At 68.1% G+C, this 23187-nt stretch carries 24 protein-coding genes and 1 tRNA gene; 12 read left to right on the top strand and 13 right to left on the bottom strand.

The features are described 5' to 3' along the window. Window positions 1-78: 78 nt before the first annotated feature. The 3 genes from FBZ88_RS11160 to FBZ88_RS11170 all read left to right on the top strand — a co-directional run bounded on the left by FBZ88_RS11160 (window position 79) and on the right by FBZ88_RS11170 (window position 1975). The gene (locus FBZ88_RS11160; RefSeq protein ID WP_186291383.1) at window positions 79-627 is read left to right on the top strand and encodes a TetR/AcrR family transcriptional regulator; all 549 of its coding nucleotides are present in this window, start codon (window positions 79-81) and stop codon (window positions 625-627) included. 38 nt (window positions 628-665) lie between these two features. Continuing rightward, window positions 666-1361, top strand: coding sequence for an aspartate/glutamate racemase family protein (locus tag FBZ88_RS11165; RefSeq protein ID WP_145616872.1), 696 nt, complete (start codon window positions 666-668; stop codon window positions 1359-1361). Between the two features lie 86 nt (window positions 1362-1447). Then, complete coding sequence (locus tag FBZ88_RS11170) at window positions 1448-1975, top strand: hypothetical protein (protein ID WP_145616873.1); 528 nt, start codon at window positions 1448-1450, stop codon at window positions 1973-1975. A 6-nt stretch (window positions 1976-1981) separates the two neighbouring features. Here the strand turns inward: FBZ88_RS11170 and FBZ88_RS11175 are convergent, their stop codons facing one another. After that, window positions 1982-2824: a hypothetical protein gene (locus tag FBZ88_RS11175; protein ID WP_145616875.1), complete on the bottom strand. Its 843-nt coding sequence runs from the start codon at window positions 2822-2824 to the stop codon at window positions 1982-1984. Window positions 2825-3013: 189 nt separating this feature from the next. Here FBZ88_RS11175 and FBZ88_RS11180 point away from each other — a divergent pair, with 189 nt between their 5' ends. Then, on the top strand, window positions 3014-3445 hold the full coding sequence (locus FBZ88_RS11180) for an OsmC family protein (RefSeq protein ID WP_145616876.1): 432 nt from the start codon (window positions 3014-3016) through the stop codon (window positions 3443-3445). 81 nt (window positions 3446-3526) lie between these two features. On the opposite strand, the gene FBZ88_RS11185 is transcribed toward FBZ88_RS11180, so the two are convergent. Beyond that, the gene (locus tag FBZ88_RS11185; RefSeq protein WP_145616877.1) at window positions 3527-4921 is read right to left on the bottom strand and encodes a class II 3-deoxy-7-phosphoheptulonate synthase; all 1395 of its coding nucleotides are present in this window, start codon (window positions 4919-4921) and stop codon (window positions 3527-3529) included. A 342-nt stretch (window positions 4922-5263) separates the two neighbouring features. On the opposite strand from FBZ88_RS11185, the gene FBZ88_RS11190 reads away from it, so the two are divergent. The 3 genes from FBZ88_RS11190 to FBZ88_RS11200 all read left to right on the top strand — a co-directional run bounded on the left by FBZ88_RS11190 (window position 5264) and on the right by FBZ88_RS11200 (window position 8996). Beyond that, window positions 5264-7633 (top strand): S8 family serine peptidase, encoded by a 2370-nt coding sequence (locus FBZ88_RS11190; RefSeq protein WP_145616878.1) that lies wholly within the window; start codon window positions 5264-5266, stop codon window positions 7631-7633. A gap of 115 nt (window positions 7634-7748) precedes the next feature. Further along, on the top strand, window positions 7749-8255 hold the full coding sequence (locus tag FBZ88_RS11195; RefSeq protein WP_145616880.1) for a DUF1993 domain-containing protein: 507 nt from the start codon (window positions 7749-7751) through the stop codon (window positions 8253-8255). Window positions 8256-8399: 144 nt separating this feature from the next. Continuing rightward, a complete protein-coding gene (locus FBZ88_RS11200; protein WP_145616884.1) occupies window positions 8400-8996 on the top strand; it encodes a glutathione S-transferase family protein in 597 nt (198 codons plus the stop codon). Here the strand turns inward: FBZ88_RS11200 and FBZ88_RS11205 are convergent, their stop codons facing one another. The 3 genes from FBZ88_RS11205 to FBZ88_RS11215 form a co-directional block, all read right to left on the bottom strand. Then, window positions 8997-10301 carry a metal-dependent hydrolase family protein gene (locus FBZ88_RS11205; protein ID WP_145616886.1) on the bottom strand — a complete coding sequence of 435 codons (1305 nt, stop codon included), beginning with the start codon at window positions 10299-10301 and terminating at the stop codon, window positions 8997-8999. A gap of 4 nt (window positions 10302-10305) precedes the next feature. After that, on the bottom strand, window positions 10306-11418 hold the full coding sequence (locus FBZ88_RS11210; RefSeq protein ID WP_145616888.1) for an isoaspartyl peptidase/L-asparaginase family protein: 1113 nt from the start codon (window positions 11416-11418) through the stop codon (window positions 10306-10308). 100 nt (window positions 11419-11518) lie between these two features. Beyond that, a complete protein-coding gene (locus tag FBZ88_RS11215; RefSeq protein WP_145616890.1) occupies window positions 11519-11968 on the bottom strand; it encodes a monooxygenase family protein in 450 nt (149 codons plus the stop codon). 62 nt (window positions 11969-12030) lie between these two features. Between FBZ88_RS11215 and FBZ88_RS11220 the strand changes: the two genes are divergently transcribed. Both FBZ88_RS11220 and FBZ88_RS11225 read left to right on the top strand, forming a co-directional pair. Continuing rightward, window positions 12031-12615: a TetR/AcrR family transcriptional regulator gene (locus FBZ88_RS11220; RefSeq protein ID WP_211102612.1), complete on the top strand. Its 585-nt coding sequence runs from the start codon at window positions 12031-12033 to the stop codon at window positions 12613-12615. Window positions 12616-12725: 110 nt separating this feature from the next. After that, complete coding sequence (locus FBZ88_RS11225; RefSeq protein ID WP_145616895.1) at window positions 12726-14069, top strand: AmpG family muropeptide MFS transporter; 1344 nt, start codon at window positions 12726-12728, stop codon at window positions 14067-14069. On the opposite strand, the gene FBZ88_RS11230 is transcribed toward FBZ88_RS11225, so the two are convergent. Then, a complete protein-coding gene (locus FBZ88_RS11230) occupies window positions 14039-14608 on the bottom strand; it encodes a hypothetical protein (RefSeq protein WP_145616897.1) in 570 nt (189 codons plus the stop codon). The two genes, FBZ88_RS11225 and FBZ88_RS11230, sit on opposite strands and share 31 nt — an antisense overlap. Before the next feature lie 255 nt (window positions 14609-14863). Between FBZ88_RS11230 and FBZ88_RS11235 the strand changes: the two genes are divergently transcribed. Further along, a tRNA-Met gene (locus FBZ88_RS11235) sits at window positions 14864-14938 on the top strand. Between the two features lie 97 nt (window positions 14939-15035). Here the strand turns inward: FBZ88_RS11235 and FBZ88_RS11240 are convergent. The 7 genes from FBZ88_RS11240 to FBZ88_RS11270 form a co-directional block, all read right to left on the bottom strand. Beyond that, on the bottom strand, window positions 15036-15557 hold the full coding sequence (locus FBZ88_RS11240; RefSeq protein ID WP_186464336.1) for an META domain-containing protein: 522 nt from the start codon (window positions 15555-15557) through the stop codon (window positions 15036-15038). Window positions 15558-15671: 114 nt separating this feature from the next. After that, entirely contained in the window at window positions 15672-16706 is a 1035-nt protein-coding gene (locus FBZ88_RS11245) for an alpha/beta hydrolase family protein (RefSeq protein WP_145616901.1), read from the bottom strand. A gap of 50 nt (window positions 16707-16756) precedes the next feature. Beyond that, the gene (locus tag FBZ88_RS11250; protein WP_145616903.1) at window positions 16757-17632 is read right to left on the bottom strand and encodes a class I SAM-dependent methyltransferase; all 876 of its coding nucleotides are present in this window, start codon (window positions 17630-17632) and stop codon (window positions 16757-16759) included. Between the two features lie 12 nt (window positions 17633-17644). Next, entirely contained in the window at window positions 17645-17953 is a 309-nt protein-coding gene (locus tag FBZ88_RS11255; protein WP_145616906.1) for a helix-turn-helix domain-containing protein, read from the bottom strand. A 19-nt stretch (window positions 17954-17972) separates the two neighbouring features. Continuing rightward, on the bottom strand, window positions 17973-18320 hold the full coding sequence (locus FBZ88_RS11260; RefSeq protein WP_145616908.1) for a type II toxin-antitoxin system RelE/ParE family toxin: 348 nt from the start codon (window positions 18318-18320) through the stop codon (window positions 17973-17975). A gap of 157 nt (window positions 18321-18477) precedes the next feature. Beyond that, window positions 18478-19614, bottom strand: coding sequence for a tRNA 2-thiouridine(34) synthase MnmA (gene mnmA, locus FBZ88_RS11265; protein ID WP_145616910.1), 1137 nt, complete (start codon window positions 19612-19614; stop codon window positions 18478-18480). Between the two features lie 205 nt (window positions 19615-19819). Then, entirely contained in the window at window positions 19820-20134 is a 315-nt protein-coding gene (locus tag FBZ88_RS11270) for a ferredoxin family 2Fe-2S iron-sulfur cluster binding protein (protein WP_040848268.1), read from the bottom strand. A 214-nt stretch (window positions 20135-20348) separates the two neighbouring features. Here FBZ88_RS11270 and FBZ88_RS11275 point away from each other — a divergent pair, with 214 nt between their 5' ends. Both FBZ88_RS11275 and FBZ88_RS11280 read left to right on the top strand, forming a co-directional pair. After that, a complete protein-coding gene (locus tag FBZ88_RS11275) occupies window positions 20349-21047 on the top strand; it encodes a hypothetical protein (protein ID WP_145616912.1) in 699 nt (232 codons plus the stop codon). Window positions 21048-21156: 109 nt separating this feature from the next. Next, complete coding sequence (locus tag FBZ88_RS11280; RefSeq protein WP_246138612.1) at window positions 21157-23169, top strand: CocE/NonD family hydrolase; 2013 nt, start codon at window positions 21157-21159, stop codon at window positions 23167-23169. Window positions 23170-23187: the final 18 nt, after the last annotated feature.

Consider the following 23187-nt stretch of genomic DNA (forward strand, 5'->3'; position numbering starts at 1 on the left):
GCCGCGACCCGTTCTATGGTGATCGCCATAGAACGGGATATCACTAGACCGACCGACATACAATTGGCATTAAGGGGCATGCCGCGCCTTTCCGATGCCAAGAAGCATTTCGTCGATACCGCCGTGACCCTGTTTCGGCGCAAGGGCTACAATGGCGTGGGCCTGAACGAGATCATCGCCGTCAGCGGCGCGCCCAAGGGGTCGTTCTATCACCACTTTCCCGGCGGCAAGGAAGAGCTGGCGGAAGAGGCGGCCCGCCTGGCCGGGCACCGCATCGCCCGCCTGATCGACCAGGCCTTCACCGACGCCCCCACCTTCGCCGACGGCGTGCACGCCCTGGCCGACACCATCGCCGACTGGTTCGAGGCGTCGGACTGGCGCGACGGCTGCCCCGTCACCGCCCTGGTCATCGGCGCCATTCCCGATTCCACCCGCCTGTCCGCCGTGGTGGCGGAGGTGCTGGAGGATTGGGCCGTGCGCACGGCGGGCCATGCCGAACGCCTGGGCGTCAGCGACCCGCGCGAGCGGGCGGCACGCTTTTTCATCGCGCTGGAGGGCGCCTGGCTGCTGGCCCGGGTGCAACGCACCCGTGCGCCGTTCAAGCTGGCGGCCGCCATGGTGCTGTGAGAGCGTTTCCCTCGCACGAAGCGAAGGGGGCGTCCACCATGCGTATGCTAGGCCTGATCGGCGGGATGAGTTGGGAAAGCACCACGCTCTATTACCGGCATCTCAACACCATCGCCCGTGACCGGCTGGGCGGGCTACATTCCGCCCGCGTGCTGCTGTGGTCAGTGGATTTCGCCGAGGTGGCGGCCAAACAACAGGCCGGCGACTGGGCCGGTGCCGGTGCCCAAATGGCCGATGCCGCCCGGCGCCTGCAGGATGCGGGCGCCGAGGCGCTGATGATCGGCGCCAATACCATGCACAAGACGGCGGAGGCCGTACGCGCCGCGACCAGCATCCCCCTGCTGCACATCGCCGACGCCACCGGCCGCGCCCTGAAGGCCGCCGGCAGCACCCGCCCGGCCTTATTGGCCACCCGCTATACCATGGAGCAGGACTTTTACCGCGGCCACCTGGCCCAACACTATGGCGTGGACGCCCTGGTGCCGGATGCCGCCGGCCGGGACACCGTCCACCGCGTCATCTACGAGGAACTGTGCCGGGGCATCGTGCTGCCCAACTCCAAGGCCGCCATCCTGGCGGAGGTGGATCGCCTGCGTGCGGCTGGTGCCGATGGCGTCATCCTGGGCTGCACGGAAATCGGCATGATCATGGGTCAGGACGACAGTGATCTGCCAGTATTCGATACAACGCGACTGCATGCCGAAATGGCCATGGACTTCGCGTTAACAGATTAATATTTGAATGTTTTACGCCTATGGATTGCAATCCTCCATAGGAACGCTAGCATGGCGCCAGCGCGTCGGTTGGCGGGGTATGGGTGTTGTCCAAGTGGGTGAAGGGGGCCTTAGGCCTGGCCATCGTGGCCATCGTCGTTGCCGGATGGAATCTGGTCAGCGTCACCCTGCCCGTGGCCCGTGCGCTGGATCAGGATTCGCGCAACACCGCCGTTCATGTCGTCGCCTATCACCGGGCCCTGGTGTTGCCGGGCACCCTGGTGGTGGATGTTTGGGACGTGGCGCCAACGGCCACGCCGCTGGATGTGCTGCGCGTCCTGCTGCAAGCCGCCGCCACCCTGGATGAGCGCAGCTATGACACCGTGGTCCTGGCCTATCGCGGCCGGCCCCGCTTCACCCTGCCCGGCTTTTACTTCCGGCAGTTGGGCCATGATTACGGCCAGGGCGAGAATGCCACCGCCCTGATTCGGACCCTGCCGCAGAATGTCCGCACCCTGGACGGCAACGCCGCGTTCGAGACCTGGACCGGCGGCATGCTGGGTGTCCTGGACCGGCAGATGGACGACGTGCTGACCTTCAGCCGCCGCTGGTGGATGGAACCCCACACCTCTTGAGGCGTGCTACCGCTCTCGCATGAGGTGCACGCCGCCCACGGTGCGCTCCAGATTGGCCAGCACGTCCGGAGGCAAGGGCACCGCCGGCGCCTCCAGTCCCATCACCCCGTAGCGGTCCGCCAACAGGGCCGGCGTCAGGCACCACCACACCTGGTCACGCGCCACGCCGGGATGATCGGCCAGATAGGCGTCAGCCGCTTGGTCGATGTCATCCAGCAAGGCCGGGGCGACGCCCCACTCCCCATAGAGCGCCGCGATGGCCTGGCGCAGGCCGGCAGCGTTTTGGCGGCGGGCGGCCAGGATGGCCTCCACCGTGGCGCCCCCCAGGTCGGGCGGCGTCACGGTCACGCCGTCCTGGGCCAGATTGGGGATCTGGCCGCGGATAGCCTCCATCTGCGCCGTCAGGCGGGCGCGGGCATCGGCCGTGTCGCGCGGGTCCAGGCTGTTGGTCGAATGGAATTCCACCACCCCGCCGGGCGCCACGATCTTGCGCCGTCCCGCCAGGAAGGGCAGCAGGGCGCAGGCGGAGGCGCAGCGCCCCTCCACCACCACGTCCAACTGCCGCCCATGGATCAGGCGGGCCATTTCCAAAGCCACGGCCACGTCGCCGCCCCCGGACTCCAGCACCAGCGTCCGTGTCTCCGGCGTCAGGTTGCGCGCCAGCAGATCAGCGTCGCCGAGCGGATGCTCGCCCGGCAGGAAGCGCCGGGGCAGGATTTCACCATGGAAGGCCAAGGTGGCGGCGTCCACCCGCCGCCACGCCCGGTCCTGATAGGCCTGGGCGCGTACCGCCATCGGGTGCAGCAAGGCCACGGTCAGCAGGCTGGCCCACAGGAGCCGGCACCTCACGGGGTGGCCGGAGAAGAATGCAGGCGGCGGCGCGGAAGATGGTGCATGGACGGCCTGGAATGGTTGCGATCAGCGCATCACGGGGGTCGCCGCATGGAACTGACACGATAGCTTGCTACTGTACCCGCAGCGCCCAGGCCCCCGATAGAGCGGCCAAGGGTGTATTCCATTGCATCGAGGAGGATCGTCATGGCCCAGTTGAAGCGCACCGCGAACGCCGTCTGGCACGGGACCGGCAAGGATGGCGACGGCACCCTGACGACGCAGAGCGCAACGCTGTCCAACGTGCCCTATTCCTACATCGCCCGCTTCGGCGACGGCAAAGGCACCAACCCGGAAGAGCTGATCGCCGCCGCCCACGCCGGCTGCTTCAGCATGGCGCTGGCCTTCATGCTGTCCGGCGCCGGCTTCACCCCGGAAGAGATCAAGTCCGACGCGGTGCTGACCATGGAAGGCGAAGGTGGCGGCTGGCGCATCTCCGCAGTGAAGCTGACGGTGCGCGCCAAGATTCCGGGCATCGAGCCCGGCAAGTTCCAGGACCTGGCCGCCGAGGCCAAGGCCAACTGCCCGGTGTCGCGCGTGCTGAATGCCGAGATCACGCTGGACGCCGCCCTGGCCTGATCGACACGGGCCCAGTGCCAAAAAGCAAACGGGCGGAGCCTCACGGTCCCGCCCGTTTTATTTCGACTGCGAAACAGTCCTTTATTCGGCTGCCTCGGTCCGGCGCGGCTGGCCGGACCGGCTGGCCTTCAGGCCTTCGGCCACCAGGAACGCCAATTCCAGCGCCTGGTTGGCGTTCAGACGCGGGTCGCAGGCGGTGTGGTAGCGCTGGGCCAACGCGTGCTCGGTGATGGCCTGGGCGCCGCCGGTGCACTCCGTCACGTCCTGGCCCGTCATCTCGAAATGCACGCCGCCGGCATGCACACCTTCAGCCCGGCAGGCTTCGAAGAAGCCCCGCACCTCGGCCAGGATGCGCTCGAAGGGGCGCGTCTTGTAGCCGGTGGCCGACTTGATGGTGTTGCCGTGCATGGGGTCGCAACTCCACACCACGGTGCGGCCTTCGTCCCGCACCCGGCGCAGCAGCGGCGCCAGCTTGTCCGACACCTTGTCATGGCCCATGCGGGCGATCAGGGTCAGGCGGCCGGCCTCGTCCGTCGGATTCAGGATGTCGATCAGGCGGATCAGCTCATCCGGGTCCGTGGTCGGGCCGCACTTCAAGCCGATGGGATTCTTCACGCCGCGCAGGAATTCCACATGCGCGCCATCGGGCTGGCGGGTGCGATCGCCAATCCACAGCATGTGGGCGGAGACGTCGTACCAATCGCCCGTGGTGCTGTCGACGCGGGTCAGCGCCTGCTCATAAGGCAGCAGCAGGGCCTCATGGCTGGTGAAAAACTCCGTCTCGCGGATTTGGGCGGTCGTTTCCGCCGTGATGCCGCAGGCGGCCATGAAGGCCAGCGCCTCATCCAGGCGGTTGGCCAGGTCACGGTAGCGCTCCCCCTGGGGGCTGCGATCGACGAAGCCCAGGTTCCACTGGTGCACCTTGTGCAGGTCGGCATAGCCGCCCTGGGCGAAGGCGCGCAGCAGGTTCAGCGTGCTGGCGGCCTGGTTGTAGGCCTGCACCATACGCTCCGGATCCGGCACGCGGGCGTCGGCCGTGAAGTCGAAGCCGTTGATGATGTCGCCACGGTAGGAGGGCAGCGAGACGCCACCGATATCCTCCAGATCGGCGGAGCGCGGCTTGGCGAACTGGCCGGCCATGCGGCCGACCTTCACCACCGGCGTGGCACCACCGAAGGTCAGCACCACAGCCATCTGCAGCATCACGCGGAAGGTGTCGCGGATGTTGTTGGGGTGGAACTCGGCGAAGCTTTCGGCGCAGTCACCGCCTTGCAGCAGGAAACCCTGGCCCTTGGCCACGCGCCCCAGGTGATCCTTCAGGCGGCGGGCCTCACCGGCGAAGACCAGCGGCGGATAGTTGGCGAGGCGGGCCTCCACAGCTTCCAGGCGCCGGGTGTCGGGATAGGACGGCATCTGCCGCACGTCCCGAGACCGCCAGCTATCGGGCGCCCAGCGCCCCGCCTTATCCTGTGCCATGACCCACCTCGTGAAACCCGAAAACCGGCCTGAATTCCAAGACTTTAAGAGTAGCGACGGAGGTATCCGACGGTCGCAGGCGCGAACGCCCCTTCAAGTCTGGCAGCAAGCCGGTCTCGTTATGTACTGCCCCGTTTTATACTTTTCCAGTCTTCTTGAGGCCCTTTCGCGCATTACTGTTACCCGGCAAATGCGGTTGCCCGTCACAACGCCCATTGAACAGGCCGCCACCCTATCCAGATGGCTGAGTCCCAGCCTAGCCAAAATGGCGTAGTCTGACCGCCATCGCGCGCCCAGAACGGGCCTTTCATCAGGCCCCAAAGGCGGCCGGGAGAGCACGATATGACGGCCCGGAACAGGCATTCCCGCACGTCCCTTCCACGTCTGGTTCTGCTGGCCGCCGCTTGCGTGCCCGGCGGCGCCGCGGCGCAGACCTACGCCACCGGCTACTCCGCCGGCTGGTGGTCGCAACTGGGCCTGACCAACGCCATCGAGGTGGCGGCCACCGGCGGCAGCGGCATCACCATCGGCTTGGTCGATACCGGCGTGGTGGCGACCCAGGCTGACGTCACCGGCCGCGTGTCCACCGCCTCCGCCTGCGCCGCCCGTACCTTCACCTGCCCCAGGGGCTACACCGACGACAACGGTCACGGCACCGCCACGGCCGCCATCGCCGCCGGCGCCGTCACCAGCAGCGGGGCCGGCATGGCTGGCGTGGCGCCCAAGGCCACCATCCTGTCGGAAAAGGCGCTGAACGTCAGCGGCAGCGGCACGGACACGGATGTGGCCAACGGCATCGTCAAGGCCGCCGACGCCGGCGCCAAGGTCATCAACCTGTCGCTGACCTACCTGCCCACCAACACCATCGTCACCGCCATCAACTACGCCGCGGCCAAGGGTGCGGTGCTGGTGTTCGCCGGCGGCAATTCCGCCACCGTCCTGAACGGCGGCGCCAATTCCACCGGCCTGTCGGCGGCCGCCCTGACCCATCTGGCCTTCGCCGGATCGGTCAGCGGCGCCAACAAGCTATCCAGCTTTTCCAACACGCCCGGTTCCGGCTATGCCGTCACCGGGACGACGCGGGTCAGCTACGCCTCCCTCTGGCTGATGGCCCCGGGCGAAAGCATCGTCGCGCCCGGCATCCAATACGGCGCCAACGCCCTGGCCTATTGGAGCGGGACATCCATGGCCGCCCCCATGGTGTCCGGCGCCGTCGCCTTGCTAGAAGCCACTTGGCCGGTGCTGTACCGCAACGGCACCGCCACCGCCGTGCTGTTCGCCTCTGCCACCGACATGGGCACCAAGGGCGTGGACAACACCTATGGCAACGGCCTGATGAACCTGACGGCGGCGTTCAAGCCGCTGGGCACCCTGTCGGTGGCGGAGGCCAACGGCAAGTCCCTGCCCGTCACCAGCCTGACGGGTAGCCTGATCACCGGCGGTGCCCTGGGTGCGCTGGGCAGCATCAGCGCCCAGTTGGCCAGCTACACCGCCTTCGACGGTTACCAGCGCAACTTCACCGTCAACCTCAGCGGCCTTATCGCCAAGCAGCCGGTCTCCGCCGCCTCCATCACCGCGGCGCTGCCCGCGCCCACCGTCACCACCAGCAGCACCAAGTTCGCCGATGGCGGCCGCCTGATGCTGGCCTACACCGATGGCCCCGGCCTGGACATCGTTGGCCGGCCCCAGCCCCTGGCGCCGCGCGACGGCTATGCCGGCCATGACGGCTGGGCCCTGGCCTACAGCCAGGGCGGCCTGACGCTGGCCGCCGGTCAGGGCTTTCCGGCATCCGCCTCCTTCGCCCAGGCGCTGTGGGGCGACGGCACGCCGGTGGCGGACGCCGCCGGTACGACCGCCGGCACGCTGGGCGTGTCCACGGCCCTGACCGGCCTGGCCCAGGGGGGCGGATTCGCGGCGCTGGGCACGGATTTGGATGGCTGGGTGGGCCGCGCCCTCGGCGGTGCCCGCCTGGCGCTCAGCTGGTCCGGCGCCCCTGGGGCGGACACCGTGTCCCGGCGCGACCTGGCCGGCGGCGACTGGAACCCCTGGCGGGGCCCCGTGCTGACCGGCGGCGGGCTGGATCGCCAGGCCGACGCCGTGGCCGCCGGCCTGAACTGGACCCTGGGGCCGGGCTGGACCACCAGCCTGTCGGCCAGCCTGCTGGATGAGCGCGACGGCCTGCTGGGCAGCCGCTATCGCGGCGGCGGGGTACTGGGCCTGGGCGACCATAACGATACCGTGTCCCTGGGGCTGGCCACCGCCGTCACCCTGTGGCGGGGCGGCAGCCTGATGCTGGATGCCAGCCTGGCCCGCACCGACGCGGCCGACAGTGCCCATGGCGTCGTCAGCGGCATCGGGCCCCTGCTGGCCCGATCCTATGGCCTGGCGCTGGCCCAGCGCGACGCGGTGACGGAGGGCGACAGCCTGGCGGCCGTGTGGCGCCGCCCCCTGCGCGTGGTCGCCGGCGCCGCCACCCTGCTGATGACCAGCGTGGACGACCAGGGCTATGCCACCACCACGCCTACGCGGGTGTCGCTGCGGCCGGACGGGGCGGAAACGGACATGGCGCTGAGCTACGCCGCACCCGTGGCCACCGGCCGCTGGGGCCAGACGCTGAGCGTGATCGGCAGCCTGGAACTGCGCCAGGATGCCGGCAACATCCGGGGCCTGACCGATCAGGTGGCGCGGGTCGGCCTCAACTTCCGCTTTTAAAAGCCGTTCGCCACGTCGGTCATGTAAAATTCAAGCGCCGGGTGACCGCGCGCACATCCGCCGCCCGGGGCGCCCGTATCTTGGCCGCCATTCCAACCCTATCGGAGTGCACCCGATGTCGCTTTCCATGTACCAGGCTTCCGTGCCGGTGTTCCTGCGCCTGCTGGGCAACCTGTCCGCCATCCTGGACAAGGCCGTGGCCCATGCCGAGGCCAAGAAGATCGACCCGGCGGTGCTCGTGAATGCCCGCCTGGCCCCCGACATGCACCCGCTGGCCCGCCAGATCCAGATCGCCAGCGATGCCGCCAAGGGTGCCGCCGCCCGTCTGGCCGGCGTCGATGTCCCCAGCTTCCCCGATACCGAGACCACCTTCGCCGACCTGCAGGCCCGCATCGCCAAGACGGTGGATTTCCTGAAGGGTGTGACCCCGGCCCAGATCGACGGCAGTGAAGAGCGCACCATCACCCTGAAGATCCGGGGCGAGGACGTGCACTTCCCCGGCCAGGCCTTCCTGCTGTTCTTCGCCACCCCCAATTTCTTTTTCCACGTCACCACCGCCTACGACATCCTGCGCCACAATGGCGTGGAACTGGGCAAGATGGACTTCCTGGGCCGTCCGTAAGCGGCATCCGGGTCTTTACAGATCAGAAGGCGGCGTCCCCGGGGCGCCGCCTTTTTCATGCACGCATTACTGCCATATTCTGTCAGCAGAACTTCGTAAAGTGACCCCCGAGACCAACCAACGACACCCTTGGGAGACGTCGCGATGCTCACCTTCTTCCACTGCCCCAGCACCCGCTCGTCCAGCATCCATTACCTGCTGGAGGAACTGGGCGTGCCGTATGAGAGCGAACACATCGACATCCGGGCCGAAGGCGGCGCGCCGGAAAGCTATCGCGCCATCCAACCGCATAAGAAGGTGCCGGCCGTCCGGCATAACGGCGTGGTGGTGACAGAGCGCGCGGCCATCACCCTCTATCTGGCCGATGCCTTTCCGGAGGCGGGCCTGGCTCCCGCGCTGGACGACCCGCGCCGCGGCCCTTACCTGACCAGCGTGGTCTACATCGATTCCGTGGTCGACCCCTGCCTGGTGGCGCACATGAACCAGTGGCCCTACGACGGCAAGGGGGCGGCCTACGGCAAGTTCGAGGACATGGTGACCAACCTGGAGCGCACCTTGAGCGCCCACGACTACGCCGTCGGTGATCGCTTCACCGCCGCCGACACCCAGTGGGGCGTCATGATGTACTGGGCCCTGGATGTCATGGGCCTGTTCAAGGACAAGCCCGTCTTCCGCGCCTACCTCAACCGCCTGGCCGAACGCCCCGCCTTCCAACGCTTCGCCAAGGCTATGGCGGCGTGATCAGGGCTTCCGTACCAACGTGCCACCTTTCATGACAAAGACGACGTTGGCCACGGCGTCAATATCCTGGGTGGGGTCGCCGGTCACGGCCACCAGGTCGGCCAGCAGGCCGGCGTGGATGCGGCCGAAATGGTCGGCCTGGCCCAGGATGCGGGCGTTGGTGGCCGTGGCCGCCGTCAGCGCCTGGACCGGGGTCATGCCGTAGCGCACCATCCACACCAGCTCACGCGCGTTCTCGCCATGGGCGAAGACGCCCACGTCGCTGCCGCAGCCGATGGTGACCCCCGCCTTCAGCGCCCGGCGGAAGGCAGCCTCCGCCGCCTGCATGGCCGGCGTGGGCGGGGTCTGGCCGGGGACGTAGCCCTTGAAATAGCGGCTGGTGGCCTCCGGCGCCGTCAGGGTGGGGAGGTAGGCGACGCCGCGCTTGGCCATTTCCTTGAAGGTGGCGTCGGTACCGCCATAGCCATGCTCGATGGTGTCCACGCCGGCCAGCACCGCCCGGCGCATGCCCTCATCCGACGCGGCGTGCGCCGCCACCGGGCGGCCGGTGTCGTGGGCAGCGGCGATCAGGGCCGCCATTTCCGCCTGGCTGAAGGTGGGACGGGTGCCGCCGTCCGGCCCGGTGCGGTAGTCGGCATAGAACTTGATCCAATCCGCGCCGCGTGCCGCCTGGCCGCGGGCGGCAGCGGCCACCGCCGCCTCACCGCTCGCCTCCTCCGCCCCCTGCGGCAGGTCCATGTCCTCGCGGAACTTGGCGACGGAAGGGCCATAGGCGCCGCTGGCCACGATGGCACGGGTGGCGACGAACAGGCGCGGGCCGGGGATCAGCCCATCCTCGATGGCCTTCTTCAGGCCGACATCGGCATAGCCCGCCCCCTCCGTCCCCAGGTCACGCAGGGTGGTGAAGCCCGCCATCAGGGTCGCCGTGGCCTGACGCCCCGCCCGCAGGGTGCGGTAAGACAGGCTTTCCCGCAGCACCTGGTCATCCCAAGACGCCTCGTTATAGGGGTGCAGGAACAGGTGGGAGTGCAGGTCGATCAGGCCGGGCAGCAGGGTGGCGCCCGGCAAATCCAGCACCGCTACACCGGCCGGCGCGCCCAGGGACGCCTCAGGGCCCGCGGCCTGGATGTGGTCACCCTTGACCAGGACGGCCCAAGCGGCGTGGGGTGCCGTCTCATCCGCCGTCCACACCCGTGCCGGGCGGATCAGCAGCAGGGCATCGTCCGCCCGTGCCGCCAGCGGCAGCAAGGTGACGCATGCAGCCAGGCAAGCCGTGAGCAATCCCCGTGGAGTGAACCGTCGCATGGGATCAGGGCTCGTTCTTCGGGTGGGCCTTGGCGGCGCCCTCGTCCTTGAAGATGCCGAATTCCGGCGTCCCGCCCTGCTTCACCCGGATGCGGTACATGCCGGTGGTGTTGAAGCCCCAGGCCAGGGTGCCGTCGGGGGCAGCGGCGATGACACCGCCGTCGCCGCCCAGGGCCGTCAGGCGGTGCTGTATGACCTCATCCACCGCAGTCTGCAGCTTCATATGCTGGTACTGCACCAGGGCGCAGATCTCCCGCGCCACCGTCAGGCGGATGAAGTACTCACCCGACCCGGTGGCGGAGACGGCGCACGATTGGTTGGAGGCATAGGTGCCGGCGCCAATGATGGGGCTGTCGCCGATGCGGCCCGGCCGCTTGGCCGTCATGCCACCGGTGGAGGTGGCGGCGGCCACGTTGCCCTTGGCGTCCACGGCCACGGCGCCCACGGTGCCGAAGCGATGGGCGTCCGCCGGCTCGAAGTTCCTGAGGTCCAGCAGGGTGTGCTTGTCCGGCTCGGGCGGGGCGCCCGCCGGGCGGGGCGGCACGGGCAGGCCTTTCTCCGTCAGTTCCTTGACCAGCGCCTGCCAGCGCCGTTCGGTGAAGAACCAGGCGGGGTCGGCCTGTTCCAGGCCCGCCTCCTTGGAGAAGGCGTCCGCGCCTTCGCCCGCCAACATGACGTGCGGCGTTTTTTCCATGACGGCGCGGGCCAGGCTGATGGGGTGGCGGGTGTGGGTGACGGTGGCGACGGAACCGGCCTTCAGGGTGGCGCCGTCCATGATGGCGGCATCCATCTCATTGCGGCCGGCGGCGGTGAAGACCGCACCCCGGCCAGCGTTGAACAGGGGGTCATCCTCCAGCACAATCACCGCCGCCTCGACCGCGTCCAGCGCCGTGCCGCCGGACTTCAGCACGGCGGTGCCGGCCTCCAGCGCCGCGGTCATGCCGGCCTGGTAAGCGGCCGCCGCCTCCGGCGTCAGCTTGGCGGGATCGACCGTGCCGGCGCCGCCGTGCAACTCCAGCGCCCAGGGGTGCGCCTTTTCGGCCGCCAGCGCGGTGCCGCCCAGCAGCGTCCACCCCAAAGCCACACCCGCCAGCATCCGCGCACCGGTCGTCGCCATGCCCCTGTCCCTTCAACGCCGTTATCCTTGACCGTCCCCAAGACGGCCGCCGATCATCCCGCAGAATGGATAAGGGATAAAGGCCCATCAGCCCGGAACGTCAGCCTGCGGCCAACCGCTCCCGCGCGCTCATGAACGGGCCGGTGGGGGCGCGGGCGGCGGCGAAGGCGCCGAAGCCGATGGGGCGGGGCATGTTGACATACACGGCCTCCATCCCGCCCTGGCGGCGATAGGTTTCATGCCAGAAGCCCGCACCGGCATCCTTGGCCAGAAAATCCCGCCACCAGGTCTTGTGCGGCTCGCTGCGGGTGAAGCGCTCCAGGCTGTCCAGGTCCCGCCAGTATTGCCGCATGCCGATGTGGCGCAGGCCGTAGATCATCTGTTCGTGCGCCAGCAGGCCCTCGGGAAAATCCCGGGCGATGCGGTTCAGACCCTGGCCCAGCCGCATCAGGCCCCGGATGCCGCGCAGGCTGTTCACATGAAAGCCGAGGTAGATCACCACCAGGTCGGGGTAGGCGGACAGATCGACCGATGCGCGGCGCTGTTGCATGACAGCCTCTCCTTGAAGTTTACTTCGTAAACATAGCGGCATTTAAAGCGGGAATGTTTACAGTGTCAACAGAGAAGGCGGCCTACCATCACGGCAAGCTGCGCGACGCCCTGGTGCGCACGGCCCTGGCCCTGCTGGAGGAAAGCGGGGTGGAGGCCCTGACCCTGCGGGCGGCGGCGCGGGGGGCGGGGGTGTCGGCCATGGCGCCCTACCGCCACTTCGCCGACAAGGCCGACCTGCTGGCGGCGGTGGCGGAGCAAGGCTACACCGATCTGCGCGACCGCCTGGCCCGGGCCGACACGGCGGCGGACCCGCGCCAGGCCCTAGTGGAACAAGGCGTGGCCTATGTGCTGTTCGCCCTGGAACGCCCGGCCCTGTTCCGCATCATGTTCGGGGCGTCCCTCGGCAGCGGCCTGCCGCCGAAACCACCCCCCGCTGGAAGCGCCTACAGCATCCTGGCCACCCGCGTCGCCGGCCTGGTGCCGGAGGAGCAGCGCGAGGCCGCCGTGGTGGCCGCCTGGTCGCTGGTCCACGGCCTGGCCTGCCTGACGGTGGACGGCCGCCTGTACCATCAGGCGGGTGCGGCGTCGCCCGAGGCCCTGGCGCGCCAGGTGACCGGCCTGTTCGCGGCTGGGCTGCCGGCGTGATGGCGTGAAGCCTGGACGGGGGCGTGCCGCGCAGGCGATGATGCCGCCGTCCCAGACGTCCCCACCAAGGGGCCCCATCAAGGGGCCACATCAAGGGCAGCGCCGCCTCCATGACCGCATCCTCGACCCCGCCATCCGCCACGCCCGCCCCCGGATGGACCCTCTGGCTGGATCGCCGGGTGCTGACGGTGCTGTTCCTGGGCTTCGCCAGCGGCCTTCCCTATTTCCTGCTGTTCTCCACCCTGTCGGCCTGGCTGACGGAGGTGCATGTCAGCCGCACCGCCATCGGCCTGTTCGCCATGGTGCGCAGCCCCTTCACCTTCAAGCCGCTGTGGGCGCCGCTGATTGACCGGCTGCCCCTACCCCTGCTGACGCGCGCGTTGGGCCAGCGGCGCGGCTGGGCCCTGGTGACACAGGCGGCCCTGATGCTGGCCTTGTTGGCCATGGCGTCCAGCGATCCCGCCGCCAACCTCTATTGGCTGGCGGTGGCCACGGTCGCCACCTCTTTCGCCTCGGCCAGCCAGGACATCGTGCTGGACGCGTTGCGGGTGGAGCTGCTGCCCGACACGCTGCAGGCGCCGGGAGCCGGCGCCTATCTGGTGGGCTACCGCCTGGGCATGATCGTGGCCGGCGCCGGTGCCCTGTACCTGTCCACCCTGGTGCCCTGGTCCACCGTCTACGTGGTCATGGCGGCCCTGGTGGCCGTCGGCATGGCGGCGGTGCTGCTGGCGCCGGAGCCCGCGCGTCCGCCGGCCCCGCCGCGCCAGCGCTTCGACGTCTGGGTGCAGGACGCGGTGGTGGCGCCCTTCACCCGCTTCGCCACCCGGCGCGGCTGGCTGGCCATCCTGGTGTTCGTGGCCATCTACAAGCTGGGCGACGTCTATGTGAACGTCATGGCCACCAACTTCTACCTGAGCGACGGCTACACCAAGGTGGAGATCGCGGCGGTGACGAAGATGCTGGGCATGGCCTGCGCCATAGCCGGCGCGATAGCCGGCGGTACGGTGGCCGGGCGCACCGGGGCGGTGCGCGGCCTGTTCCTGTGCGGCACCTTCATGATCATCACCAACCTGATGTACGCCGTGCTGGCGACGCAGCCGCACAGCGTGACACTGCTGGGCCTGGTGGTGGGGCTGGAGTTCTTCGCCGGTGGCATGAGCGCCGCGGCCTTCACCGCCTTCCTGTCGCGCCTGTGCGACGCGGGCTTTACCGCCACGCAATACGCGCTGCTGTCCAGCCTGGCCACCCTGCCGCTGGACATCCTTTCGGGCGGCACCGGCTGGCTGGCGGACCAGCTGAATTCCTGGCCGCTGTATTTCACCATCAGCGCCGGCCTGGGCATCCCCGGCCTGATGCTGCTGGCCTGGCTGGCGCGGCGGGCCGACATCCATCACCGGCCGGCGGAAGAAGAAGCCGTTGCCGGTCAGGACGGGCCGCGACCCCTGCCGGCGTGATCGGCAAGCGGTGCCGCCTCCACCGTCACCGGCCCCAGGTCGATGCCGGCCTCCCCTCCCTTGCCCGACAGCCTCACGCTGCCGCCCACCAGGCTGACGCTGTTGCTGATCCCGGCGCCGCCCAGGGTGCGATCCACGCCCGCCAGCAGGCCGCGCAGATTGATGGGCCGGTCGGCATAGATCACCGGGTCCAGCACCTGGGTGCGCAGCACCAGCCGGCCGCTGGTCAGCGAGGCCAGCGGGTCCACCTCCACCACCGCGCGGGCGGCGGTGATGGACGGCCGGTCGGGCGTCAGGGGATTGGCCAGGCTGAAGTCATGCAGCACCAGGCGGGCGAGGACGCCGCGCTGCACCTCCGGCGCCGCCCGCACCACCACGCCGCTGGCGGGGTCGTCGCTCAGGCGCGCCATGACGGTCTGGGCCCAGCCGGGCAGATCCACCGCGTAAGGGAAGACCACCACCAGGACAACCGCCATGAGGATGAGGAACCCCACCAGGCGGAACAGCAGGCGGAAGGGGGCCGTGATCAGGGACAGCATGCGGGTTTGGCGGCGTCCGGGCGGATAGGATGCGGCGGTGACTGTATCGGTGGTACCCTTGCCCCGTCACCTGTTCTTCGCGGCGCCGATTGCCCGGCGCGGCAGGGATTGGCGCCTGATAAGGGCTGCGTTGGGCGGTGCATCGGACCCATGCCGAAAAATGCGCCGTGGCTTTGGCGAGGGCCTTGACAGCGCCGGGTCAGGTGTCCTACATGACGGCCCTCACCAACACCGGCCCGTCCGGTGGCGGTTTATGGCAGCGTAGCTCAGTGGTAGAGCAGGGGAATCATAATCCCTTGGTCGGGGGTTCAAATCCCTCCGCTGCTACCAATTCGGTGGTGTCTAACCCGCACCAACCGCTTACACGAACCCCTGGGGCGACCTGCACGGACCCCAGGGGTTTGTTGTTTCTGAACATCGCGATAGCTTACTGGCCCACGGTGTTGCCAACCGTCCCCGGTTCCGGCACTTCCCCACTCAGGACACGTACGAACAGCAACTCGTCCCCCTCGCTGCTGGCCAGCGTCAGGGTGTCCAGGTCGCGGCCGGGATCACGGGCGCGGGTCAGGGTGGTGGCGTTGGCCAGGACGTTCAGGTAGTCCTGCTCCAGCTTGGCACGTTCCGGCGACAGGCAGGCCATGCGGGTGGTGGCGGCCGGCAACACCTGTAGGTATCCCCCGCCCAGGGTATAGCCACCGCGATAGCGGTTGCAGCCGGCGCTGCCCGACAGGATGTTGGCCGCCCCATCGCGGCTGAAGCGTATGCTGATGGGCCCGCCGTTGCCGCCGGGCATGAGGGGATAGGCGCCGCCGTTGCGCTGCTGCCAGTGCTGCAGTTCCCAGCCCGTGCCCGCCAGATCCTCCGCCGAGACGTTGGACACCGGCGTGGGCATGGAGCACCCGACCAGGGCCAGAGCCGCCAGGCACGTGATCGCGACGGTACGCAGCATCCTCATCCTCCCCAAGGTGTCGGCAAGCCCTTGTTCCGCATGCCGAATGTGGTGGGGCCAGACTACGCGCGGGCAAAACCGCTGGCGATACCCCCTTATGCGTGCACCGTCCGGCTAGGGGGCCTTGCCCTCCGGCCTAAGCGGATCCGTTTTCCAGAACCAGGCGAAGGCGCGCGCGTATTCCGCCCCCGTCTCCGCCGTGCTGCCGGGCGTGGTCGCCAGGCTGTGGTCGGCGCCGGGAATGCGCCGCAGGGTTACGTCGCGTCCGTCGGCGAGCAGCGTGGCGGCCGTCAGTTCCAGTGACAGCAGGGGTGTGGCCTGGTCCTCCGTCCCGCCGGCCAAGTAGACCCGCGCCTTGGACCGCCGCAGTTCCTCCGTGGCCGAGACGCGCAGGAAGGAACTCCACCGCCGATAAGGATGGCCCCAGACGAAGGTGGTGGCGTTGTCGGGGTCGGCGTTGATGGCCCGCACCTGGTCCGCCAACCCGTCCAGCCCGTCACGCCCGACATGGGCCCAACCGCCGCCCAGGTAGGCGAAGGCGATGATGTCGAACAGTTGCGTGGGCCCGCCGGCGCCGAAGGCCGCGACATCGGTGATGGTGGCGTCGTGCCCCGCCAGCAGGGCCGCCATCACCGCCCCCTCGGAATGGCCGAAAGCCAGGGTGCGGGCCGCGTCCACCCCCGGCTGTCCCCGCGCGTCGGCCAGCGCCGCCTGCAGGGCGGCCAGCCAGCGCTCCGCCGTGAAGTCTTGGTTGAAACGGGCATCGCAGCCTTCCGCCCCTGTGCCCTTCGCCCCCTCGGGCAGGCCGGCATAAGGCTTATCCACCGCCAGCACGGCAAAGCGGCCATCCTTGAGGGCGGCACCCAGGGCGAAGAAGCGGGTGCTCCTGCGGCCGTCCGTATCATGGAACAGCGTGGCGCAGCCGGACCCTTGGATGATGACGGCCAACGGCCGCGGCCGCCCCTGGGGTATGGATAGATAGTAGGTGATGTCGCGTCCCAGGGAGTCAGCGACATGATGCTCCAGCACAGGCCAACCCGGCACCGCCGTTCCGGCCGAAGAGGCCGCCACCGCCGCCGCCCATCCCGCGCACATCCAGCCCATGCATGCCCAGCCCATCAGGGCCAGGCGGCCCATCCATCCCCGCATCGTCCACCCCCACGTCACCCGCTTACCAGGGAGTGTATGGAACGTCAGTGCTACAATCCATGTGATGTTGGTGACGGCTCGGTAACGGCCGCGTGCACCAGGCGGCTGATGCCGCCCAGGACCAAGCCATCGGCGCGGCCCGCGAAATAGCGGGGGTTCAACTCCGCCGCGCCCACATCCTCCACCGCGCCGTAGCCCATACGGCGCAGCTCGGCCCCCAGCGCATCGGGGGTGAAGAAGCTCCGCCACGGCTCGCCCTCCGCCGCCGCGCGGTCGGCTATGGCCTGAAAGGCGGCGCGCTGTTTCTCGCTCAGGGTGTCCGGCGGCAGGCTGTAGTCGAAGACAATGGCGCTGCCGGTGGAGAGGGTCGCCACACGGCGCAAGGTATCCAGAATGGCGTCCCGCGTCAGATAGACGGTGACGCCCAGCCAGGCGAAGAAGGCGGGCCGGTTCCAGTCGAACCCGGTGCGGGTGAGGCCGTCCGTCAGGGTGTCGCGTTCGAAATCGATGGCGGCATAGGCCACGCCGGCGGACGGGACGATGCCCGCCGCCTCCAGCATCGAGCGCTTCCATGCCTGGGTCGCCGGGTGATCGACCTCGAACACCCGAACGCCGGGATGGAGGTTGCGATAGGCAAAGGTATCGAGCCCGGCGCCCAGCACCACGTACTGGTCCACGCCGGCGGCCACGGCCATCGCCAGCCTATCCTCGGCGAAGCGGCTGCGCGCCACCAGGGCCGCGCGCAGAAAGCGGGCGGGGGGCGTGTGCAACCGCGCCTCATCCGCCCGGATGCGCGCCTCGGCGTCCGGCCCCAGGATGGGCAAGGCCACCGGGTCGGCGAAAATGACGGGCGCATCCATCACCTGATGCGCCGCCCGTAACGCGGCGACGGCGAGCGCGGTGCGGCTGGGGCGGCCGGCTTCCATGACCATGCCCCGTCAGGCGGCAACGATGGTGTGCGCCTTATCCTTGGCGGGCGTCAGGCGAATTTCCACGTCGACGTCCAAATTATTTAAAAAGCGCAGTAGCCGATCCAGAGTAAAACCCGATAGCTTTCCCCGCACCAATGCAGAAACTTTAGGCTGGTCAATGCCAAGAATCTGCGCCGCCTGCGCTTGTGTTAGCTTCCGCACCTCGATCATATCGCTTATACGCGACAATATTTCCGCCTTCACTAGCAGAATGTCAGCATCGGGCAGGCTCAAGTCTGAAAAGACATTGCCGCTTCCCTGAATGACTTCATCCACCCTGCTTCTCCTATTGGCCTCAGCTGCAATCCTCTTCTGCAGCCTTGAGCCGCATTCGGATTAAATCTATATTTACTAGCGGAGTAGCAATACCGCCTTTAGACTTCTTCTGAAAGGCGTGCAAGACATATATCGAGCCTGGGAAACGGACGGTATAAACGCACCGGTATGTGTTCCCATTGTGATCATCCACTATTTCCAGAACTTGAGAATCACCAAACCCCTTCATAGGTTTAGCGTCAGAATGCTTCGTACCAAGCTGCGCTTGATAGATGGCATAACCAATTTTCTGACGAACTTCTTCTGGAAATTTCAGAATTTCCTTAAGGCTTGAGGAAATCCAACGCACATCCCTTATGTCTTTCATAGGGAATGACTCCCGAACTTGACATGGCCTCACCTCCCAATGTTCCGGCTTTCGTTTTCCGTTTTCCCGCCGGACTTAACCCAATTTCCTTATATGCCAAATATGGCATTAACGCGAGCATAAATTCCTTTCACCCGACTCTCTCATGACTAAAAATTTACGCGGCTCCCACGATCCAACCGCCGCCTAGCACGCGGTCGCCCTGGTAGAAGACGGCGGCCTGGCCGGGGGCGACGCCGAATTGGGGCTGGTTCAGGTCAACGGTGGCCGCCCCCTGGCTATCCAGGAACAGGCGGGCCGCCAGGGCCGGCTGGGCGGAGCGCAACTTGACCGTCACGGGCACGCCGTCGGCTGGGGTGGCGCCGCCCAGCCAGTTGACCTCGCGCACGGTCACGCGGGTCCTGGCCAGCGCCGCGCGCGGGCCCACAACCACCTGGGCGCTGGCGGCATCCACGCGCACGACGTACAGCGGGTCGGTGTCGCCGCCGGGCTCCACCGCCAGGGTGGCGTTGCCGCCCAGCCCTAAGCCTTTGCGCTGACCCACGGTGTAGTTGATGACGCCGTCATGCCGGCCCAGCACACGGCCATCGACATGGACGATGTCGCCCGGCGTGACGGCGCCGGGACGCAGGCGGTTCACCACGGCGGCGTAGGAGCCGTTGGGGACGAAGCAGATGTCCTGGCTGTCCGGCTTGTCGGCCACCGGCAGGTTGTAGCGGTCGGCCAGCGCCCGGGTTTCCGTCTTGGGCATGCCGCCCAAGGGAAAGCGCAGGAAGTCCAGCTGCGCCTGGGTGGTGGCGAACAGGAAATAGCTCTGGTCCTTGGCCGGATCGGCGGCGCGGTGCAGTTCCGCCCCGTCGGCGCCCTGCACCCGGCGCACGTAATGCCCGGTGGCCAGTGCCTCCGCCCCCAGATCGCGGGCCTGGTCCAGCAGGTCGCGGAACTTGACCCGCTGGTTGCAGCGCACGCAGGGGATCGGCGTCTCACCGCGCAGGTAGCTGTCGGCGAAATCCTGCATCACCGCGTCGGAGAAGCGGGATTCATAATCCAGGACATAATGGGGGATGCCGATGGTCTCAGCCACGCGGGAGGCGTCGTAGATGTCCTGACCGGCGCAGCAGGCGCCCTTGCGCCCTACGGCCATGCCATGGTCGTACAGCTGCAGAGTGACGCCCACCACGTCGTAGCCCTCCTCCTTCAGGAGGGCCGCGGTGACCGAGCTGTCCACCCCGCCGGACATGGCGACCACCACGCGGGTGTCGGCCGGCGCCTTATCGAAGCCTAGGGAATTCATGGGCCCGCATATGGGCCAAGATGCGCCAAAGCGCAAGCGCGGCCTGGCGGTCATTCCCGCAAGGCCGGCCTGTGTGTTTGCACGCCCTCAGACGCCGGGCGCCCGCATCCGCGGGCTTGGCTTCCTCGCTCCGCCCTTCGGTGCTCGCTCCGGCGCCCGCGGTCGCGGGCTACAACGGCATGAGGAGAACCTCATGCCGTCGGCATCACTTGGCGCCCGGCAGCTGCACGACCAGGCCGTCCAGCTCTTCGGAGATGCGGATCTGGCAGCCTAGGCGCGAGGTCTTGGTCAGGCCGAACGCCAGGTCCAGCATGTCCTCCTCATCTTCCTTGGCATCCGGCAGCAGGTCGTACCATTCCGGCGCCACGACGACGTGGCAGGTGGAGCAAGCCAGCGAGCCCTCGCAGGCGCCTTCCAGATCGATGTTGTGCCGACGCGCGACCTCCAGGATCGACAGGCCCAGCGGCGCGTCCACCTCGCGGCGGGTTCCATCGGTCTCAACGAACGTCATCTTGGGCATGGGATCTGGATCACTCTGATAAGGGTTGGCCAATAAATGGGTCATCACCGGCGGGCGCCCCAGACGCCGCCCGGATCAGCCTGCTTTGGTAGAGGGCGGCGGCCCACTTGTAAAGATGGCGTCACGCATGCCGGCCGCCAACGGTGCGCCTGCGGCCGGGCGCGTCATGGAACCGACACGGACGGCGCTGTATGAAGGTCGGGAATCGCCGCCCATGACAGACAAGGCCCGTCCCATGCTGCCCCTTCGCTGGCTGTTGCCATCGTTCCTGGCCCTCGCCCTGATGGCCCAGCCCGCCGTCGCGGCCAAGCCCCAGGGCACAAAAGCGGCGCCGGACGATGGTCCCCAGGGCATCATCAACCTAAATCCCATCGCCCTTGAGTATGGCGTCAACACCCTGGACAACTTCGCCCCCGACGGGCGAACGGCCATCGTCATCCGCGCCTGGCGCGATAACGGCAACGCCTGGGGCCACGCCACCTACATGGTGATGATGAAACCAGCCGGCGGCGATCGCCACGGCTGGAACCTGGTGTCGGTGGAGGCGGAGACGCCACCCGGCGTGGCGGAAATTGTACGCGACAGCCCGCACACCGGGGAGGACGCCTTGCGCTCCGTCGTCTTCGCCCATGGCACGGTGGAGGGCAAGCCGCAGACCTTGCTGCTGATCGCCACCCGCAAGATGGGTGACTCCGTCACCGACCCGGCCCCCACCACCATCGCCGTCTATCAGCTGACCGCCAACGCCCAGGACGACGACCCCGTGGGCACCACCCCCGACACCTTCCGCCGCATCCGCAGCTGGCAGACCAAGAAGCCCTATTGCAGCAGCGACGCCGCGCTGGCAACCGAGCTGCACATCCCCCGCCCCGCCGACAGCGAGGCGCCGAAGACGGCGGACGGCTGTTCCTGACCCCATCCCAATCCCCGCTTCCGCCAGGATCCGTAATGGCTTAGCTTGACGGCCAAACGGTTCGGGCGCTTGACCGCCCGCAATGGGACTTGGCTGGATGGGGAATGGCATGACGATGGGCAAGGGCGCGGCGCGCGCGGTGGCCGCCTTGGGTTTGGCGTTGACGCTGGCGGGGCCCATGGCGGCACCGGTGGCCCTGGCCCAAGGGGCGGCCCAGGGGGCGGCGCAACAGGGGCAGGACAAGCCCTACAGCGTGCCGGAACACTACACAAAGTACGAGTACCGCGTTCCGATGCGCGACGGCGTGGAGCTGTTCACGGTCGTCTACGTGCCCAAGGACCAGTCCAAGACCTATCCCTTCCTGATGGTGCGCACGCCCTATGGTGTCGGCGCCCGGGTGGGTAGGGAGCTGTGGTACGGAAGCGAGGCCTATCCCAAGCAGCTGGGCCCGTCGCCGGACTTCGACAAGTCCGGCTACATCTTCGTCTTCCAGGATGTGCGCGGCCGTTTCATGTCCGGCGCCAGCTGGGTGGAAATGCGCCCGCACATCGACGTCAAGAAGTCCAAGACGGACACCGACGACAGCAGCGACATGCACGACAGCGTGGACTGGCTGCTGAAGAACGTGCCGGGCAACAACGGCAAGGTCGGCATCTGGGGCATCAGCTACCCGGGCTTCTTCACCTCGGCCAGCATCATCGACAGCCATCCGGCCATCAAGGCGGCCTCGCCCCAAGCGCCGGTGACCGATCTGTACATGGGCGACGACGCCTATCACGGCGGCGCCTACATGCTGGCGGCCAACTTCAGCTTCTACGCCGCGTTCAAGCCGCAGAAGAACCCGACCACGGAACCGCGCGGCTGGTCGGATTATGATTTCGGCACCACCGACGGCTATGACTTCTACCTGAGGAAGGGCAGCCTGGCGCAGATCAGCGACCTGTTCAGCAAGGAGGACGGGATCAACTGGCGCGAAATGGTGGACCACCCCACCTACGACGACTACTGGAAGCCGCGCGCCATCGCCCCGCACCTGAAGAACATCAAGGCCGCCGTGCTGACCGTGGGCGGCTGGTTCGATGCGGAGGATTTGCACGGCCCCTTCACCACCTACAACGCCATCGAGACGCAGAACCCCGGCACGCCCAACAACCTGGTGATAGGCCCGTGGGTGCACGGCGGCTGGGCCCGGTCCTACGGCCGCAAGCTGGGCGCGGTCGACTTCGCCTCAGACACCGGCGATTATTACCGCAAGAACATCCTCTTCCCCTTTTTCGAACAGCATCTGAAGGGTGCGCCGGATGCCAAGCTGGCCAGGGCCACGGTGTTCGAGACGGGCACCAACGTCTGGCGCCAGTACGCGTCCTGGCCGCCCAAGCAGGCGCAGACCCGCACCCTGTACCTGCAGCCCGGCGGCGGCCTGGCCTGGACGGCGCCGGCGGCGGCCAAGAACGGGACCAAATTCGACGAATACGTCAGCGACCCGGCCCACCCGGTGCCCTATGTCGGCTACGTCACCACCGACGTGCCCAAGGAGTACATGGTGGCCGACCAGCGCTTCGCCACCACCCGGCCCGACGTGCTGGTCTACCAGACCGCCCCGCTGGAGAACGACGTCACCATCGTCGGGCCGGTGTCGCCCAAGCTGTTCGTCTCCACCTCCGGCACCGACAGCGACTGGGTGGTGAAGCTGATCGACGTCTATCCGCAGAACCTGCCGCCCGGCCAGGCCGGTGGGGCGGAGGGGGCGACCGACCCCAAGGCCGACGTGCCGCCGCCGTCGGTCGATCTGGGCGGATACCAGCAGCTGGTGCGCGGCGACCCGCTGCGGGGCAAGTTCCGCAACAGCTTCGAGAAGCCGGAACCCATGGTGCCGGACCAGGTGACGCCCATCCGCTACGCCCTGGCCGACGTCAACCACACCTTCCGCCGCGGCCATCGCATCATGGTGCAGATCCAGAGCAGCTGGTTCCCGCTGACGGACCGCAACCCGCAAACCTTCGTCGATATCCCGAACGCCAAGCCGGAGGACTTCAAGGCCGCGCGCGAGCGCGTCTACCGCAGCCCCGACTACCCGTCGGCGCTCGAGGTGCGGGTGATGCCGGGGGTGGGCGCGCCCTGAGCCGTCAGCGCCGGGCGG

The organism is Nitrospirillum bahiense (assembly GCF_007828025.1).
In the GTDB taxonomy this organism is placed as follows: Bacteria; Pseudomonadota; Alphaproteobacteria; order Azospirillales; family Azospirillaceae; genus Nitrospirillum; species Nitrospirillum amazonense.